Below are 15,431 nucleotides of genomic sequence, written 5' to 3'. Positions count from 1 at the left end.
CATACGTAAAGGAGTCATTAATATGGTTTATCATTTCCAAAATCCAAGTGATTTTATGTTAAAAAATTATTTAACAAAAGCAAAGACCATCGCAGTTGTAGGACTGTCAGACCGTCAAGAAACTGCAGCTTATCAAGTATCAAAAATAATGCAAGAAGCAGGTTATCAAATTATTCCAGTTAATCCTAAAAATGCAGGACAGAAAATACTTGGGCAAATGACATATGCCTCACTTAAGGATGTCACTGAACATATTGATATTGTTAATATTTTTCGACGTAGCGAGTATTTACCTGATATTGCAAGAGAATTTTTAGAAGTAGACGCTGATATTTTCTGGGCTCAGCTTGGACTTGAAAGTCAAGAAGCAGAGACAATTCTAAAGCAAGCAGGACACAAACAGATTGTCATGAATAAATGTCTGAAAGTTGAATGCCAAAAATTACACTCAGAAACTAACTAATTACCGTGTTTAATAGGCAAATAATATAAATTATGCTATAATAACCATGCTAAATTAAAGTTCGTGCTGGAAAGGAGTCCTATGGACAGTCATTCACATGGTCATAGACCTCTCGATGCTTATGAAAACGTCCTAGAGCATCTCCGTGAAAAACGTATTCGAATTACTGAGACTCGAAAAGCTATTATTTCCTATATGGTTAATAGTCGTGAGCATCCGAGTGCAGAAAAGATTTACAATGATTTATTACCAGAATATCCTAACATGAGCTTGGCAACAGTTTACAATAACCTTAAGGTCCTTGTGGATGAGGGGTTTGTGACAGAGCTAAAACTTTGCAATTATAGTACAACTTATTATGATTTTATGGGGCATCAGCACCTAAACATTGCCTGTGAAGATTGTGGGAAAATCGTTGATTTTGTCGATGTTGACTTATTGGATATTTCTAGAGAAGCACACCAACAAACAGGTTTTGAAGTGACTAGAGTTCAGTTAGTAGCTTATGGTATCTGTCCGGAGTGTCAGAGGAAGCGTAAGGATAAATATAAAAAAGATTGAAACGTAATTGTTCAATCTTTTTTTGTTTATAGACTAAGAGAAAAAGTTTAAGTTTTACTAAGTAATAATTAAGAAATAATTTATAATTGCTTAAAAAATGATTTATTTTTTGTTGGTATACTCTCATTAACAAAAAGAAAGAGGAATCCCTTATGAAAATATCACAATACAATAAATGGTCAATTCGCCGATTGAAAGTTGGAGCTGCATCTGTAATGATTGCTAGTGGAAGCATTGTTGCTTTAGGGCAATCTCATATTGTTTCAGCAGATGAGATGTCCCAACCTAAAACAACCATTACAGCTCCAACAGCTAACACTTCTACAAATGTAGAAAGTAGTACTGATAAGGCATTATCAAAAGTTACTACGATGGAGACAAGTTCAGAAATGCCTAAAATGCAAAATATGGCAAAAGTTGAAAAAACGAGTGACAAACCTATGATGGTGGCTACCTCTGTTAGAAAAATGATGGCAACGCCGACACCTGTAGCGATGACCAAAACGACTAGTGTAGATGAGGTAAAGAAATCAACTGATACTGCTTTTAAACAGACAGTAGACGTTCCGGCTCATTATGTTAATGCAGCAAAAGGGAATGGCCCATTTCTAGCAGGTGTAAATCAAACGATTCCATATGAAGCGTTTGGTGGAGATGGCATGTTAACGCGTTTAATCCTTAAATCTTCTGAAGGAGCAAAATGGTCAGATAATGGTGTTGATAAAAATAGTCCATTATTACCATTGAAAGGCTTAACTAAAGGTAAATATTTCTATCAAGTTTCTTTAAATGGTAATACGACAGGTAAAGAGGGACAAGCTCTCTTAGATCAAATTAAAGCTAATGATAAACATAGCTACCAAGCCACAATTAGAGTTTATGGTGCTAAAGATGGTAAAGTTGATTTAAAAAACATGATTAGCCAAAAAATGGTAACCATTAACATTCCTCACATTACAACTGATATGGAAGTAAAAAATTCTCTAAAGATGGCCTTTAAAGAAAAAGTAGACGTCCCAGCAAAATATGTTAGTGCTGCAAAAGCTAAAGGTCCATTTTTAGCAGGTGTTAACGAAACGATTCCATATGAAGCGTTTGGTGGGGATGGCATGTTAACGCGTTTAATCCTTAAAGCTTCAGAGGGAGCAAAATGGTCAGACAATGGTGTTGATAAAAATAGTCCATTATTACCGTTAAAAGATTTAACTAAGGGTAAATACTTCTACCAAGTCTCTCTTAATGGCAATACAGCCGGTAAAAAAGGCCAAGCTCTCTTAGATCAAATTAAGGCAAATGGAAGCCATACTTATCAAGCAACTATCACTATTTATGGTACGAAAGATGGCAAAGTTGATATGAATACTATTTTAGGACAAAAGACAGTGATGATTCATATTAATGTCGCTAAAAAAGATATGAATAGCACATCAATGATGATGAAAAAAGATAAGATGACAATGCCTATGAAGAAAGAAATGACTTCATCTAAAATAAATACCGGTATGATGATGTCTAACAACAAGATGTCAGCTAATATGCAAATGTCATCACAAGCCAAATCAAATGATAAAGCTGGTAAAAAAATGTCTATGATGTCTAAAAATTTACCTAATACAGGTGAAACAAAGCAACAAAATGTAGGTGTGCTAGGTATGCTTAGTCTAGCCTTTGCGACAGGTCTAACTGCGCTAGGCCTTAAAAAATCTAAACAAAGATAGGGATAGTATTTAATTCAGAACACCAAATTTGTTTAAAATTATTGAGGGTTATCGTGGTAAAATAGTGTTATACTAGAGGTATAGCACTATTTTGACTCATTAGGAGAGTAGAATGACACAAAAATTATTATTAGTTGACGATGAATTTGAAATTATTGATATTAATAGACGTTATCTAGAGCAAGCAGGATATGAAGTGTCAGTAGCTGCGGATGGCATAGAAGCACTCAAAGAGGTAGATGAGAATCGTTTTGACCTAATTATTAGTGATATTATGATGCCTAAAATGGATGGCTATGATTTTATTAGTGAAGTTCTAGTTCGAGAACCCAACCAACCTTTTCTCTTTATAACCGCTAAAGTATCTGAACCAGATAAAATTTACTCTTTGAGTATGGGTGCAGATGACTTTATTTCCAAGCCTTTCAGTCCTAGGGAATTAGTTTTACGTGTTAAAAATATTCTAAGACGTATCTATGGGAATCATCAACAATCTGAAGTGTTGACGATTGGTGATTTGGTTATCGACCAAAAACAACGTTTGGTAATGGTGGACTGCAATACAATTTCCTTAACCAATAAATCATTTGACTTGCTTTGGATATTAGCAAATCATTTGAATCGTGTTTTTCCAAAAACAGAGCTTTATGAACGTGTCTGGGGCGAAGAATTTTTAGATGACACTAATACTTTGAATGTTCATATCCATGCCTTACGCAATGACCTTGCTAAATTTAGTACAGACAATACCCCAACTATCAAAACAGTTTGGGGATTAGGGTATAAATTAGAGGAATAAAATGAAATTAAAATATTATATTGTTATTGGTTACCTTATTTCTATGTTAATAACTGTAGCAGGTGTTTTCTTTGGGCTTAATCATATGCTGATTGAGACTCGAGGTGTTTACTACATCCTTTCAGTTACAATTATTGCCTGTATTGTAGGTGGTATAGTTAATTTGTTCTTATTATCAAGTGTATTTACATCTTTGAAAAAGTTAAAACAAAAAATGAAGGATATTTCTCAAAGATGTTTTGATACAAAAGCACAAATTTGTTCACCACAAGAATTCAAGGATTTAGAGACAGCCTTTAACCAAATGTCTTCGGAGTTAGAGTCAACGTTTAAATCTCTAAACGAGAGTGAACGCGAAAAAACAATGATGATTGCACAACTTTCACATGATATCAAGACTCCAATTACTTCTATACAATCAACAGTAGAAGGTATTTTAGATGGTATTATATCTGAAGAAGAAGTTAACTATTATCTCAATACCATTTCTCGTCAAACAAACCGTCTTAACCATCTGGTTGAAGAATTAAGTTTTATTACATTAGAGACTATGTCAGACACGGCTGAACCTCATAAAGAAGAAACAATTTATCTGGATAAACTACTGATTGATATTTTATCTGAATTTCAATTGGTGTTTGAAAAAGAAAATCGCCAAGTAATGATTGATGTTGCGCCAGATGTTTCGAAATTATCTAGTCAATATGATAAATTATCACGAATTTTATTGAATTTGATTAGCAATGCAGTCAAATATTCTGATCCTGGAAGTCCCTTGACTATCAAGGCCTATTCAAATCGTCAAGATATCGTTATCGATATTATTGACCAAGGCTATGGGATAAAAGATGAAGATCTTGCTTCTATTTTTAATCGTCTTTATCGTGTAGAATCTTCACGAAATATGAAGACAGGAGGACATGGTCTAGGTCTTTATATTGCGCGACAACTTGCACATCAACTGAATGGGGATATTTTGGTCGAAAGTCAGTATCAAAAAGGCAGTAAGTTCTCTTTAGTACTTAAATTACAAAAATAGCTAGGAATTATTCCTAGCTATTTTTTGTAATGTTTCTATAAAAGATTAAGCGCGCAGTAGTTTGGTAAGGAAGGAGATAGATATAGACTAATCCGAAACTGAAGATTGTAAGGAACTGCCAACCAATAAAACTTAAGTCTAAAAGGAAGAGTCTAAGTTTATTACCATTCATTAGTTCTCGACTAGCAACCAGTACTTTAGACGGTCCCTCATAGTTTCCACTTTCTAATTGAGTGTAAAATACTAAAGTTGAGATACTATAGGAGTAATATTGTTGAACGAGTTTTATAACTGCCTTAGTAGTAATTAGGCTACTAACAACTATTAAAACAGGGGCAAGGATAAGGTTACCACTCAAAAGTAGCCTAAAACTTGAAATGATGATTAGTAGACCAAAAGTACTTAGTAGATAAAAGAAAGATAAAATTAGTCCTTTTAGAACAAGTACTGAGAGTAATTTCCAGAAAATATGGCTTGAAAATACATAAGTATTGTCCGAGAATCTAACGTTTAGTTTCTGATTTTTGACGACATCTAACATTACAAAACTGACTGAAATAATAAAAAGTGTGTAAAAGAAATAAACTGGAAGAGGTACAAAAAAATCAAGTAGTGTCATATTATTATATTGATAATAAAATGATATATATAACGTAATAATACTAAGGAGAATCGGGAGTAAAAAAAGTTGATTCTTACCTTGAAGATTGCTTAATATAGTTTTTGCCTCATTTTTAATTTCTGAATTCGTCATATCTCCTCCATACACAAAAGTACAATTCATTTCATTATAACACATTCCTTAAAATGAGCATGACAAGAGTACATTTTTTTGATAAAATCTTAATGGCTAAAAAAGAAATTAATACAAAGTATTACATTTAGATATTGATTAGCACTAAAGCCCATGACTGTTTTTCATGGAAGCAAGGAGAAAACGATGACTGATCATCCAATAAAATATCGATTAATTAAACAGGAAAAACACACAGGAGCCAGACTTGGTGAAATAATCACACCACATGGTACATTTCCGACACCAATGTTTATGCCTGTTGGGACACAAGCAACTGTTAAGACACAATCTCCTGAAGAACTAAAAGAAATGGGTTCAGGAATTATTCTATCAAATACCTACCATTTATGGTTACGTCCAGGTGATGAATTGATTGCTAAAGCTGGAGGTTTACATAAATTCATGAACTGGGATCAGGCTATTCTAACAGACAGTGGAGGCTTTCAGGTTTATTCTTTGGCTGATAGTCGAAACATCACTGAAGAAGGAGTAACCTTTAAAAACCATTTAAATGGTGCGAAAATGTTTTTATCACCAGAAAAAGCTATTTCAATTCAAAATAACCTTGGTTCTGATATTATGATGAGTTTTGATGAGTGTCCACAATTTTACCAGCCTTATGATTATGTAAAAAAATCAATTGAGCGAACAAGCCGTTGGGCAGAACGTGGATTAAATGCCCACCGCCGTCCTCATGATCAAGGACTATTTGGTATTGTTCAAGGGGCAGGGTTTGAGGATTTACGTCGTCAATCAGCACGAGATTTAGTATCGATGGATTTTCCAGGTTATTCAATTGGAGGGCTTGCGGTCGGAGAAACACATGATGAGATGAATGCAGTTCTTGATTTTACTGTTCCAATGCTTCCGAATGATAAGCCTCGTTATTTGATGGGAGTTGGTGCACCAGATAGTTTAATAGACGCCGTTATCCGAGGAGTAGATATGTTTGATTGCGTCTTACCTACTCGTATTGCTCGAAATGGGACATGTATGACAAGTCAAGGTCGCTTAGTTGTTAAGAATGCTAAATTTGCAGAAGATTTTACGCCTCTTGATCCAAATTGCGATTGCTATACTTGTAAAAATTATACACGCGCTTATATTCGTCACTTATTGAAAGCAGATGAAACTTTTGGTATTCGTTTGACTAGTTACCATAATCTTTATTTCCTTGTCAATCTTATGAAAGATGTCAGACAAGCTATTATGGATGATAATCTTCTAGAATTCCGTCAAGATTTTATGGAGCGCTATGGCTATGGCATGAATAACCGTAATTTTTAAAAAAGTTCCTGGTAAAACAGGGCTTTTTTTTGAATTATTTGTTAACCGTTTTTTAAAAAAAGTTGACAATAGAAAAACTTTTGTATAATATGTCATAGGAGGAATCATGATGCAAGAGTACTTTGGTATTGGTCTTGATAGTAGCAGCCGCTGTTACCACTATCATACTAAATTGGATATTGTCGCTTTAAAATGTGCTGTTTGTCAAAAATATTATGCTTGTTATAAATGTCATGATGCACTCGAGGAGCATTGTTTTGCAGCAACAAAATCTGATGAAACGTTTCCTGTCTTATGCGGTTCTTGTCGTCAGATGTTGACATTAAAAGAGTATAAAACTGGTTTTTGTCCTTATTGTCGTATGCTTTTTAATCCAAATTGTCAACGCCATGATTCTATTTATTTTTCGAAGGAGTAATTTTTAATGTTTCACACAAAAAGCCTAATCCAGATGGCTATGATGGCTACTTTATTGGTGGTACTTGGTTTCATTCCTGCTCTACCACTTGGTTTCATTCCGGTCCCTATCGTCTTACAAAACCTAGGGGTTATGATGGCTGGTGTTATTTTGGGCGGAAGAAAAGGGAGTTTATCTATTTTGCTCTTCTTTCTTGTCGGTTTAGTTATTCCTGTATTCTCAGGTTTACGTTCGACTATACCTGTATTGACAGGACCAACAGCTGGTTATGTTATTGCTTGGTTGTTTGTTCCTTTGCTTATCTCATATGGTGTAAAATTAGTAAATAAAAAGAATTTTATAGCTATTTTCCTTATTGTATGGCTAGCAGGGGTCCTTTTTGTAGATGTAGCAGGAGCAGTTTGGCTGGCATCTTATACGAACATCCCATTAGATAAATCACTTCTTCAAAACTTAGTATTTATCCCAGGAGATACAATAAAAGCCATTATAGCTGCTGTTGTTGCTGTTAAATATAAAGATAGTTTTTTCTTGACTGAAAAATAATCAAGATTGCTATATATTAGATGGACTAGTAAATCTAAAAATTTAGATTTACTAGTCTTTTTTGTGCATAAAATCTAAAACAGTTATTCTTAATAAAATTTGGTATAATAGCATTAAATCAGTAAGGAGGGGATTATCATGAAATTAACAACGTTAGGTTGTTGGGGTGGTTATCCTTATAAAGATGGAGGAACCACAAGTTTTCTATTAACTGGAGAAAATAATTTTCACTTATTAATAGATGCGGGAAGTCGTTCAATCAATGAGCTAGAAAAAGAAATAAGCCCGTTGGATTTGGATGCAGTTATCATCAGTCATTATCATCCAGATCATGTAGCAGATTTGGGTGTGTTGTATCATTATCGTTTGCTATACCCTAAAGATAAATGGGAACCCAAAGTATTGCCAGTTTATGGACATAATGAGGATGATTATGAGTTTTCTAAATTGACATTACCTAACGTTGCTCAAGGAATTGCTTATCATACCAATGGAGTTGAGCAAGTTGGTCCCTTCAATATTACGTTTATCAAAACAGTCCACCCAGTCGTCTGCTATGCCATGAGGATTACAGAAAGAGAAACTGGTCAAGTATTAGTCTTTACAGGAGATTCTGGGTATTTTGCTGACCTTGTACCTTTTACAAAAGGCGCAGATTTATTTTTAGCAGACGTTTATCTTTACGAGGGAAATGAAAATCATATTGCACATTTGACTAGTAAAGAAGCAGGTGAGATTGCTTATAACGCTAAAGTTAAGAAATTAGTTTTAACACATGTTCCGCAGTTTCCGGGAGAAGGAATAAACCCCGAAAATCATTTGGAAGAACTTCGACTACAGTCTGAAAAGTATGCAGGTGGCATCTCTGTTGATTTAGCTCAGCCACATAAATCTTGGGACTTAGGAAAACTATAATGCAGAAATTTACCCAAGAAGAAAAAGAATGGTTTATGACAGAAGCTCTAAAGGAGGCAAAATCCTCCTTAGAGAAAGAAGAAATTCCTATAGGTTGTGTCATTGTAAAAGATGGTCATATTATTGGAAGAGGACATAATGCTCGTGAAGAGTTTAATAAAGCTATTTTACATGCTGAAATCATGGCTATTAACAATGCAAATGAGAAGGTAGGGAATTGGCGCTTATTAGATACTACTTTATTTGTTACTGTAGAACCTTGTGTAATGTGTAGTGGAGCTATTGGCTTAGCTAGAATTCCCCACGTTATATATGGCGCTAAGAATACGAAATTTGGAGCAGCGGGAAGTCTCTATGATATTTTAAGTGATAGCCGACTTAATCATAGAGTTGAGGTTGAAACCGGCATTTTAGAAGATCAATGCGCTAAAATAATGCAGGATTTCTTTCGAAAAGGACGACAACGCAAGAAAGAAGCTAAACTAAGTGAAAAAACTAAGATTTGATAGCTTGCAATAAAATATTAGTTTTGTTATAATATCTTTGGAGCAACATTTACTCGTGAAGTGGGTCAGGGGAGGAATCCAGCAGCCCTAAGCGATGCTAAATGTGTGCTCTTTTTATTTCCAAAAGTCAAAGTGTTTTTGGAAATAATTATGAAAGTTTCATAAAAATTGGTAGCGTTTCAAAAAATATGAAAATACAGTTAAAAAACCTTGAAAAAAAACTCACAAAAGAGTAAGATGATAGTGAAACATAATTGTTAGGAGAAATAAAATGACACATATTACATTTGACTATTCAAAAGTCTTGGGTCAATTTGTAGGCGAACACGAGTTAGACTACCTACAACCACAAGTAAGTGCAGCAGATGCTTTCCTTCGTCAAGGGACTGGTCCTGGCTCAGATTTTCTCGGATGGATGGACCTCCCAGAAAACTATGACAAAGAAGAATTTTCTCGCATTCAAAAAGCCGCTGAAAAGATTAAATCAGATAGCGAAGTACTCGTGGTTATTGGTATTGGTGGTTCGTACCTTGGCGCAAAAGCAGCAATTGACTTTTTGAATAATCATTTTGCTAATTTGCAAACCGCAGAAGAACGTAAAGCGCCTCAGATTCTTTATGCTGGAAATTCTATTTCATCTACTTACCTTGCCGATTTAGTTGAATACGTCCAAGATAAAGAATTCTCAGTAAATGTCATTTCAAAATCAGGTACAACAACTGAACCAGCGATTGCTTTCCGTGTATTTAAAGAACTTCTAGTTAAAAAGTACGGTCAAGAAGAAGCTAATAAACGTATCTACGCTACAACTGATAAAGTTAAAGGTGCCGTAAAAGTTGAAGCAGATGCTAACAATTGGGAAACATTTGTAGTTCCTGATAATGTTGGTGGTCGTTTCTCAGTACTGACAGCCGTAGGTCTTCTTCCAATTGCTGCTTCAGGAGCAGATATTACTGCTCTTATGGAAGGCGCAAATGCTGCTCGTAAAGATTTATCTTCAGATAAAATCTCTGAAAACATTGCTTATCAGTACGCTGCAGTTCGTAATGTTCTTTATCGCAAAGGTTATATCACAGAGATTTTAGCTAACTACGAACCATCATTACAATACTTTGGTGAATGGTGGAAACAATTAGCAGGTGAATCAGAAGGTAAAGATCAAAAAGGTATCTATCCTACATCAGCAAACTTCTCAACTGATCTTCACTCACTTGGTCAATTTATTCAAGAAGGTTACCGTAACCTCTTTGAGACAGTTGTTCGCGTTGAGAAACCTCGTAAAAATGTGACTATTCCTGAATTAACCGAAGATTTAGATGGTCTTGGTTATCTTCAAGGAAAAGATGTAGATTTTGTTAATAAAAAAGCAACAGATGGTGTACTCCTTGCTCATACAGATGGTGGGGTTCCAAATATGTTTGTAACGCTTCCTACACAAGACGCTTACACCCTTGGTTACACTATTTACTTCTTTGAGTTAGCAATTGGCCTTTCAGGTTATCTTAACTCAGTAAATCCATTTGATCAACCAGGGGTAGAAGCATATAAACGTAATATGTTTGCTCTTCTAGGTAAACCTGGATTCGAAGAGCTTAGCGCTGAATTGAATGCACGTCTTTAAAAATATCTAACTAAAAAGTTCCTCAAAGAGAGGAACTTTTTAGTTTTGTTGTAGGATAACTAAAAACCCACTAGCACCGGTAGCGATAGTGGGTTGGAAAAAGGGTTGAGAAAAGTTATTAACTTTTCTCAGGAGATTTATGAAAAAGGAAAATAATTTAGGATAATATTTTCCTAACGGCTAGGATAAACCGCTTATTTTAGGATGATACTAGTATACAGTAGAAACCTTAAATAAACCTTAAAAATTCATACTTTATCATTTTATTTTCCCCTATACTATTTTTGTATAAATGGTCAATATTAATGGTATCATAGATATATGGAAAAGAAATTATTAAGAAAAGAAGTTTTGATAACCTTAAAATCTCAACCTCAAGCTTACAAATCAGAAGTTGACTGTAAACTTTTAGAGGCTTTTATAAAAACTAAAGCTTATCAAAATAGTTGTGTAATTGCTACTTACCTATCTTTTGACTACGAATACAATACACAACTTCTTATTAAACAAGCTTTATGTGATGGCAAACGTGTCCTTGTTCCCAAAACTTATCCAAAAGGTAAAATGATTTTTGTGGACTATCAAAAAGATAACTTGAGGACAACACCGTTTGGCTTATTAGAACCTGTTAATGATAGAGCTGTTGAAAAAGCTAGTATAGACTTAATTCATGTGCCCGGACTTATCTTTAACAATAAAGGTTTTCGTATAGGTTATGGTGCAGGTTATTTTGATCGCTATTTGAGTGATTTTGAAGGTGATACTATTAGTACTATTTATAGGTGTCAGAGACAGGATTTTGTAGAAGAGAAGCATGACGTAGCAGTTAAGGAGGTATTATGTCTATGAAGAAGTTCGCTAAAGAGTATCCGACGACAGTACTCTTGGTCAGTCTGACAACCCTTGTTTTTTTATTGATGCAACTAACTTATGGAAGTCAAGCGGAGTCTAGCCAAGTTATTTTTCAATTTGGTGGAATACAAGGTGATTATCTAAAAGCATATCCAACAAATCTATGGAGACTAATAAGTCCTATCTTTGTTCATATTGGTTGGGAACATTTTTTATTAAATGGTTTAGCTCTGTATTTCGTAGGACAAATGGGGGAAAGTATTTGGGGAAGTTTGAGATTTCTAATTCTCTATATTTTATCTGGCTTAATGGGTAATATTTTTACGCTATTTTTTACTCCACATGTGGTGGCAGCAGGAGCCTCAACGTCTTTATTTGGTGTTTTTTCTGCTATAGCAATCGCAGGGTATTTTGGAAAAAATCCTTATTTAAAACAAGTTGGAAAATCATATCAAGTGATGATCTTGTTAAATTTATTTTTTAATATCTTCACACCCGGAGTGAGTTTAGCAGGCCATGTTGGTGGTTTAGTTGGTGGAGTATTGGTGGCTATTTTTTTGACAAAACAAAATGGTTCTTTATTATTTAAAACTTGGCAAAGTATTTTAGCTTTAATGATATTTATTATTGTATCGATCAGCTTAATAGGTCTATCGTTGGTATAATTCTACGGCTATAGCCTCTAAAACCAAACTTTCTCTGGGAAAAATAGAATAAAGTTTGCTAAATGATTTTTTTATGTTATGATAGAAATCTGTTTTTATGTGACTATAACTTATTAGGAGGTTCATTCTCGGTGAACAGAAAAATTATTGGCTTAACTCTACTATCTTTATCTGTACTAACATTAACAGCATGTGGTAATCGTTCAGATAAGTCTGCAAATAAATCAGATATCAAAGTTGCGATGGTAACTAATCAAGGTGGAGTAGACGATAAATCGTTTAATCAATCAGCTTGGGAAGGGCTACAAAAGTGGGGAAAAAAGAAGGGGTTGACAAAAGGTAATGGCTTTGATTATTTCCAGTCATCTAATGAATCAGATCATGCTAATAACCTTGATACGGCAGCCTCTAGTGGTTATAATTTAATTTTTGGTATTGGATTTGGTCTTCATGATACTATTGAAAAAGTATCAGAAAATAATAAAGATGTTAAATACGTTATTGTAGATGATATCATTAAAGGTAAAGAAAATGTAGCTAGTGTTACTTTTGCAGACAATGAAGCTGCTTACTTAGCTGGAGTTGCTGCAGCTAAGACAACTAAGACAAAAACAGTTGGTTTTATCGGAGGGATGGAAGGCGTCGTTGTTAAGCGATTTGAAGCAGGATTTAAGGCTGGAGTAAAATCAATTGATCCGGCTATTAAAGTTGCGGTATCTTATGCAGGCTCATTTACAGATGCAGCTAAAGGTAAAACGATTGCTGCCACACAGTATGCAACAGGTGTTGATGTTATTTACCAGGCTGCTGGTGGTACAGGAGCAGGAATTTTTAGTGAGGCTAAAACTGAAAATGAGACCCGCAAGGAATCTAACAAAGTCTGGGTAATTGGTGTTGACAGAGATCAAAGTCAAGAAGGCAATTATGTTTCAAAAGATGGTAAGAAAGCAAACTTTGTTCTGGCATCTACTATAAAAGAGGTGGGGAAATCTCTCCAATCTGTAGCAGAATTAACAGAGAAAAAACAATATCCAGGAGGGAAAGTAACAGTTTTTGGTCTAAAGGATAGTGGTGTAGATATTAAAGAGCATCAATTGTCTAGTGAGGGATCTGTTGCTGTCAAAAAAGCTAAAGAGGATATTGTTTCAGGGAAAATACAAGTTCCTATGAAATGATAAAAGTGTGGAGGAACAATAAGTTCTTCGTCAAGTACAATAAAAAAGTTTCCTATTTAGGAAACTTTTTTATTGTACTTGACTCATATTTTACTTCTTAGATGTTTTTTCTAGAGATTTTCCTAAATCAATGATATATTTCTTCAAGTCATCTTTAACTTGTGGGTGTTGAAGAGCATAATCAATAGATGTTTTCATAAAACCAAACTTGTCACCAACGTCGTAACGGTCTCCTGTAAATTTTCTAGCAAAAACACGTTGCGTTTTATTTAAAGTATCGATAGCATCGGTTAGTTGAATCTCATTTCCTGCACCAGGTTTTTGAGTTTCTAAAATATTAAAAATTTCTGGAGTTAACAAGTAGCGACCAATGATTGCCAAATTACTTGGAGCCTCTTCGGGAGAAGGTTTTTCAACGAAAGTGTTAACGCTATATAGACCATTAACTCCTTCTCCTTGTGGAGCAATAACACCATAAGCAGAAACATCTTCATGTGGAACTTCCATAACAGCAATTGTTGATGCATGAGTAGCTTCAAAGTCATTAATTAATTGTTTGGTGAGAGGAATAACTTTATTATTGGTAATATCCATTAGATCATCACCTAGCATAACAACAAAAGGTTCATTACCAACGAAGGCTTTTGCTTGTAGCACAGCATCTCCAAGCCCACGAGGATGACTTTGTCGAATAAAATGGAGTCGAATGCCAGTTGTTTCATCAACAAGTTTGAGAAGTTCGTTTTTCCCTTTCTCTTTTAGGTTATATTCTAATTCAAAATTTGAATCAAAGTGGTCTTCTATAGAACGTTTTGATTTACCAGTTACAACTAAAATATCTTCAATTCCAGATTTTAGTGCTTCTTCAACAATAAATTGAATAGTTGGTTTATCAACGATTGGAAGCATTTCTTTAGCTAAAGCTTTAGTAGCAGGTAAAAAACGTGTTCCTAAACCAGCGGCAGGGATAACTGCTTTTCTGACTTTCATATATAGCTCCTTTAAATAGTATTAATATAAACGATATTAGTGCCATTCATTCTCTGAACGAAATTCATTGGACATCATATCTAAAATGCTATCTTTGATATTAGCCCCTTCATATATTGATTTATAAATAGCTTCTGTAATGGGCATGTAAACATTTAAGTTTTGGGCGATTTCGTAAGCAACTTTAGTTGTTGAGATACCTTCAATAACCATCCCCATATTTTTTTCAATATCTTCAAGTTTCTCACCACGTCCTAAAGCATCTCCCGCTCTCCAGTTGCGAGAATGAACAGATGTACCAGTCACAATTAAATCTCCAACTCCGGATAAACCACTGAAAGTGAGAGGGTCGGCCCCTAATTGTACACCAAGACGTGTTATCTCAGCTAAACCACGCGTAATAATAGCTGCTTTAGCATTATCACCATAACCAAGACCGTGTAGTGCTCCAGCACCAACAGCAATAATATTTTTTAGAGCACCAGCTGTTTCTACTCCTACGACATCAGTGTTAGTATAAAGTCTAAAATAATGATTACTAAACAATTTTTGGACATACTTAGCTGCTTCAATATCTTTTGAAGCAGCAGTAATCAAAGTAATATCACGAACGATGGCTTCTTCAGCATGACTGGGACCTGAAACAACAACGATATCACTACGATATTGTTCAGAGATTTCTTCTTCTAAAATTGTAGAAAGTCGTTCATGAGTACCAGGTTCTAGTCCCTTAGAAGCATGCATAAGAACAACTTTATGCTTTAAAAGATTAGCCACTTGTTTAGCAACAAGTCTTGTAACTTTAGTTGGGACGACGAATAAAATGCTGTCAACATTATTAATCGCTTCCTCAAGATTAGTGTAGGCTTTTATTTTGGAATCTAAGGTAATATCTTTGAAGTAACGTTGATTAGTATGGTTAGTATTAATCTCTTCTATTTGTTCAACCACGTTTCCCCATAAGCGTACCTCATGTCCATTGTCATTTAATACTTGTGCAAGAGCAGTCCCCCATGAACCAGGTCCAAGAACGGCAATTTTTTGTTTTGTCATCTTATTCCTTCTTTCTAATAATAAGGC

17 protein-coding genes and 1 other RNA gene are annotated in these 15,431 nt (G+C 34.7%); 15 read left to right on the top strand and 3 right to left on the bottom strand.

Features of this window, described 5'->3' with window-relative positions; all coding sequences use genetic code 11:
- Positions 1 to 22 precede the first annotated feature (22 nt).
- The 5 genes from EGX70_RS05665 to EGX70_RS05645 all read left to right on the top strand — a co-directional run bounded on the left by EGX70_RS05665 (position 23) and on the right by EGX70_RS05645 (position 4,580).
- Positions 23 to 463 (top strand): CoA-binding protein, encoded by a 441-nt coding sequence (locus EGX70_RS05665; protein ID WP_000262487.1) that lies wholly within the window; start codon positions 23 to 25, stop codon positions 461 to 463.
- Between the two features lie 81 nt (positions 464 to 544).
- Positions 545 to 1,024 (top strand): peroxide-responsive transcriptional repressor PerR, encoded by a 480-nt coding sequence (gene perR, locus EGX70_RS05660; RefSeq protein WP_000377090.1) that lies wholly within the window; start codon positions 545 to 547, stop codon positions 1,022 to 1,024.
- 152 nt (positions 1,025 to 1,176) lie between these two features.
- Entirely contained in the window at positions 1,177 to 2,742 is a 1,566-nt protein-coding gene (pbsP, locus tag EGX70_RS05655) for a plasminogen-binding protein PbsP (RefSeq protein WP_000703866.1), read from the top strand.
- 112 nt (positions 2,743 to 2,854) lie between these two features.
- Complete coding sequence (locus EGX70_RS05650; RefSeq protein ID WP_123947994.1) at positions 2,855 to 3,541, top strand: response regulator transcription factor; 687 nt, start codon at positions 2,855 to 2,857, stop codon at positions 3,539 to 3,541.
- Position 3,542: 1 nt separating this feature from the next.
- A complete protein-coding gene (locus EGX70_RS05645) occupies positions 3,543 to 4,580 on the top strand; it encodes a HAMP domain-containing sensor histidine kinase (RefSeq protein ID WP_000770240.1) in 1,038 nt (345 codons plus the stop codon).
- Positions 4,581 to 4,593: 13 nt separating this feature from the next.
- On the opposite strand, the gene EGX70_RS05640 is transcribed toward EGX70_RS05645, so the two are convergent.
- On the bottom strand, positions 4,594 to 5,334 hold the full coding sequence (locus tag EGX70_RS05640; protein ID WP_000185054.1) for a DUF975 family protein: 741 nt from the start codon (positions 5,332 to 5,334) through the stop codon (positions 4,594 to 4,596).
- Positions 5,335 to 5,520: 186 nt separating this feature from the next.
- Here EGX70_RS05640 and tgt point away from each other — a divergent pair, with 186 nt between their 5' ends.
- The 10 genes from tgt to EGX70_RS05590 all read left to right on the top strand — a co-directional run bounded on the left by tgt (position 5,521) and on the right by EGX70_RS05590 (position 13,361).
- Entirely contained in the window at positions 5,521 to 6,663 is a 1,143-nt protein-coding gene (gene tgt, locus EGX70_RS05635; protein ID WP_000129510.1) for a tRNA guanosine(34) transglycosylase Tgt, read from the top strand.
- Between the two features lie 106 nt (positions 6,664 to 6,769).
- On the top strand, positions 6,770 to 7,081 hold the full coding sequence (locus EGX70_RS05630) for a CHY zinc finger protein (protein WP_000983191.1): 312 nt from the start codon (positions 6,770 to 6,772) through the stop codon (positions 7,079 to 7,081).
- A 6-nt stretch (positions 7,082 to 7,087) separates the two neighbouring features.
- Entirely contained in the window at positions 7,088 to 7,627 is a 540-nt protein-coding gene (locus tag EGX70_RS05625; RefSeq protein ID WP_000469149.1) for a biotin transporter BioY, read from the top strand.
- 138 nt (positions 7,628 to 7,765) lie between these two features.
- Positions 7,766 to 8,542: an MBL fold metallo-hydrolase gene (locus tag EGX70_RS05620; RefSeq protein ID WP_000779461.1), complete on the top strand. Its 777-nt coding sequence runs from the start codon at positions 7,766 to 7,768 to the stop codon at positions 8,540 to 8,542.
- The gene (gene tadA, locus EGX70_RS05615; RefSeq protein ID WP_001169006.1) at positions 8,542 to 9,048 is read left to right on the top strand and encodes a tRNA adenosine(34) deaminase TadA; all 507 of its coding nucleotides are present in this window, start codon (positions 8,542 to 8,544) and stop codon (positions 9,046 to 9,048) included. Before EGX70_RS05620 ends, tadA begins: the two co-directional genes overlap by 1 nt.
- A gap of 34 nt (positions 9,049 to 9,082) precedes the next feature.
- Positions 9,083 to 9,168: signal recognition particle sRNA small type (ffs, locus tag EGX70_RS05610), an RNA gene on the top strand.
- A gap of 151 nt (positions 9,169 to 9,319) precedes the next feature.
- Complete coding sequence (locus EGX70_RS05605) at positions 9,320 to 10,669, top strand: glucose-6-phosphate isomerase (protein ID WP_000148892.1); 1,350 nt, start codon at positions 9,320 to 9,322, stop codon at positions 10,667 to 10,669.
- A gap of 321 nt (positions 10,670 to 10,990) precedes the next feature.
- Positions 10,991 to 11,518, top strand: a complete 528-nt coding sequence (locus tag EGX70_RS05600) for a 5-formyltetrahydrofolate cyclo-ligase (RefSeq protein WP_000412414.1) — start codon at positions 10,991 to 10,993, stop codon at positions 11,516 to 11,518.
- Positions 11,509 to 12,186 (top strand): rhomboid family intramembrane serine protease, encoded by a 678-nt coding sequence (locus EGX70_RS05595; RefSeq protein WP_000061940.1) that lies wholly within the window; start codon positions 11,509 to 11,511, stop codon positions 12,184 to 12,186. The genes EGX70_RS05600 and EGX70_RS05595 overlap by 10 nt, the downstream gene beginning before the upstream one ends.
- Positions 12,187 to 12,317: 131 nt before the next feature.
- The gene (locus tag EGX70_RS05590; RefSeq protein WP_001080265.1) at positions 12,318 to 13,361 is read left to right on the top strand and encodes a BMP family protein; all 1,044 of its coding nucleotides are present in this window, start codon (positions 12,318 to 12,320) and stop codon (positions 13,359 to 13,361) included.
- A gap of 90 nt (positions 13,362 to 13,451) precedes the next feature.
- On the opposite strand, the gene galU is transcribed toward EGX70_RS05590, so the two are convergent.
- On the bottom strand, positions 13,452 to 14,351 hold the full coding sequence (gene galU / locus EGX70_RS05585) for a UTP--glucose-1-phosphate uridylyltransferase GalU (protein ID WP_000868271.1): 900 nt from the start codon (positions 14,349 to 14,351) through the stop codon (positions 13,452 to 13,454).
- Between the two features lie 36 nt (positions 14,352 to 14,387).
- A complete protein-coding gene (locus tag EGX70_RS05580; protein WP_000166106.1) occupies positions 14,388 to 15,404 on the bottom strand; it encodes an NAD(P)H-dependent glycerol-3-phosphate dehydrogenase in 1,017 nt (338 codons plus the stop codon).
- Positions 15,405 to 15,431: the final 27 nt, after the last annotated feature.

The organism is Streptococcus sp. FDAARGOS_522, from assembly GCF_003812445.1.
GTDB classification, from domain to species: domain Bacteria; phylum Bacillota; class Bacilli; order Lactobacillales; family Streptococcaceae; genus Streptococcus; species Streptococcus agalactiae.
This window is presented reverse-complemented; position numbering and strand designations above follow the sequence as displayed.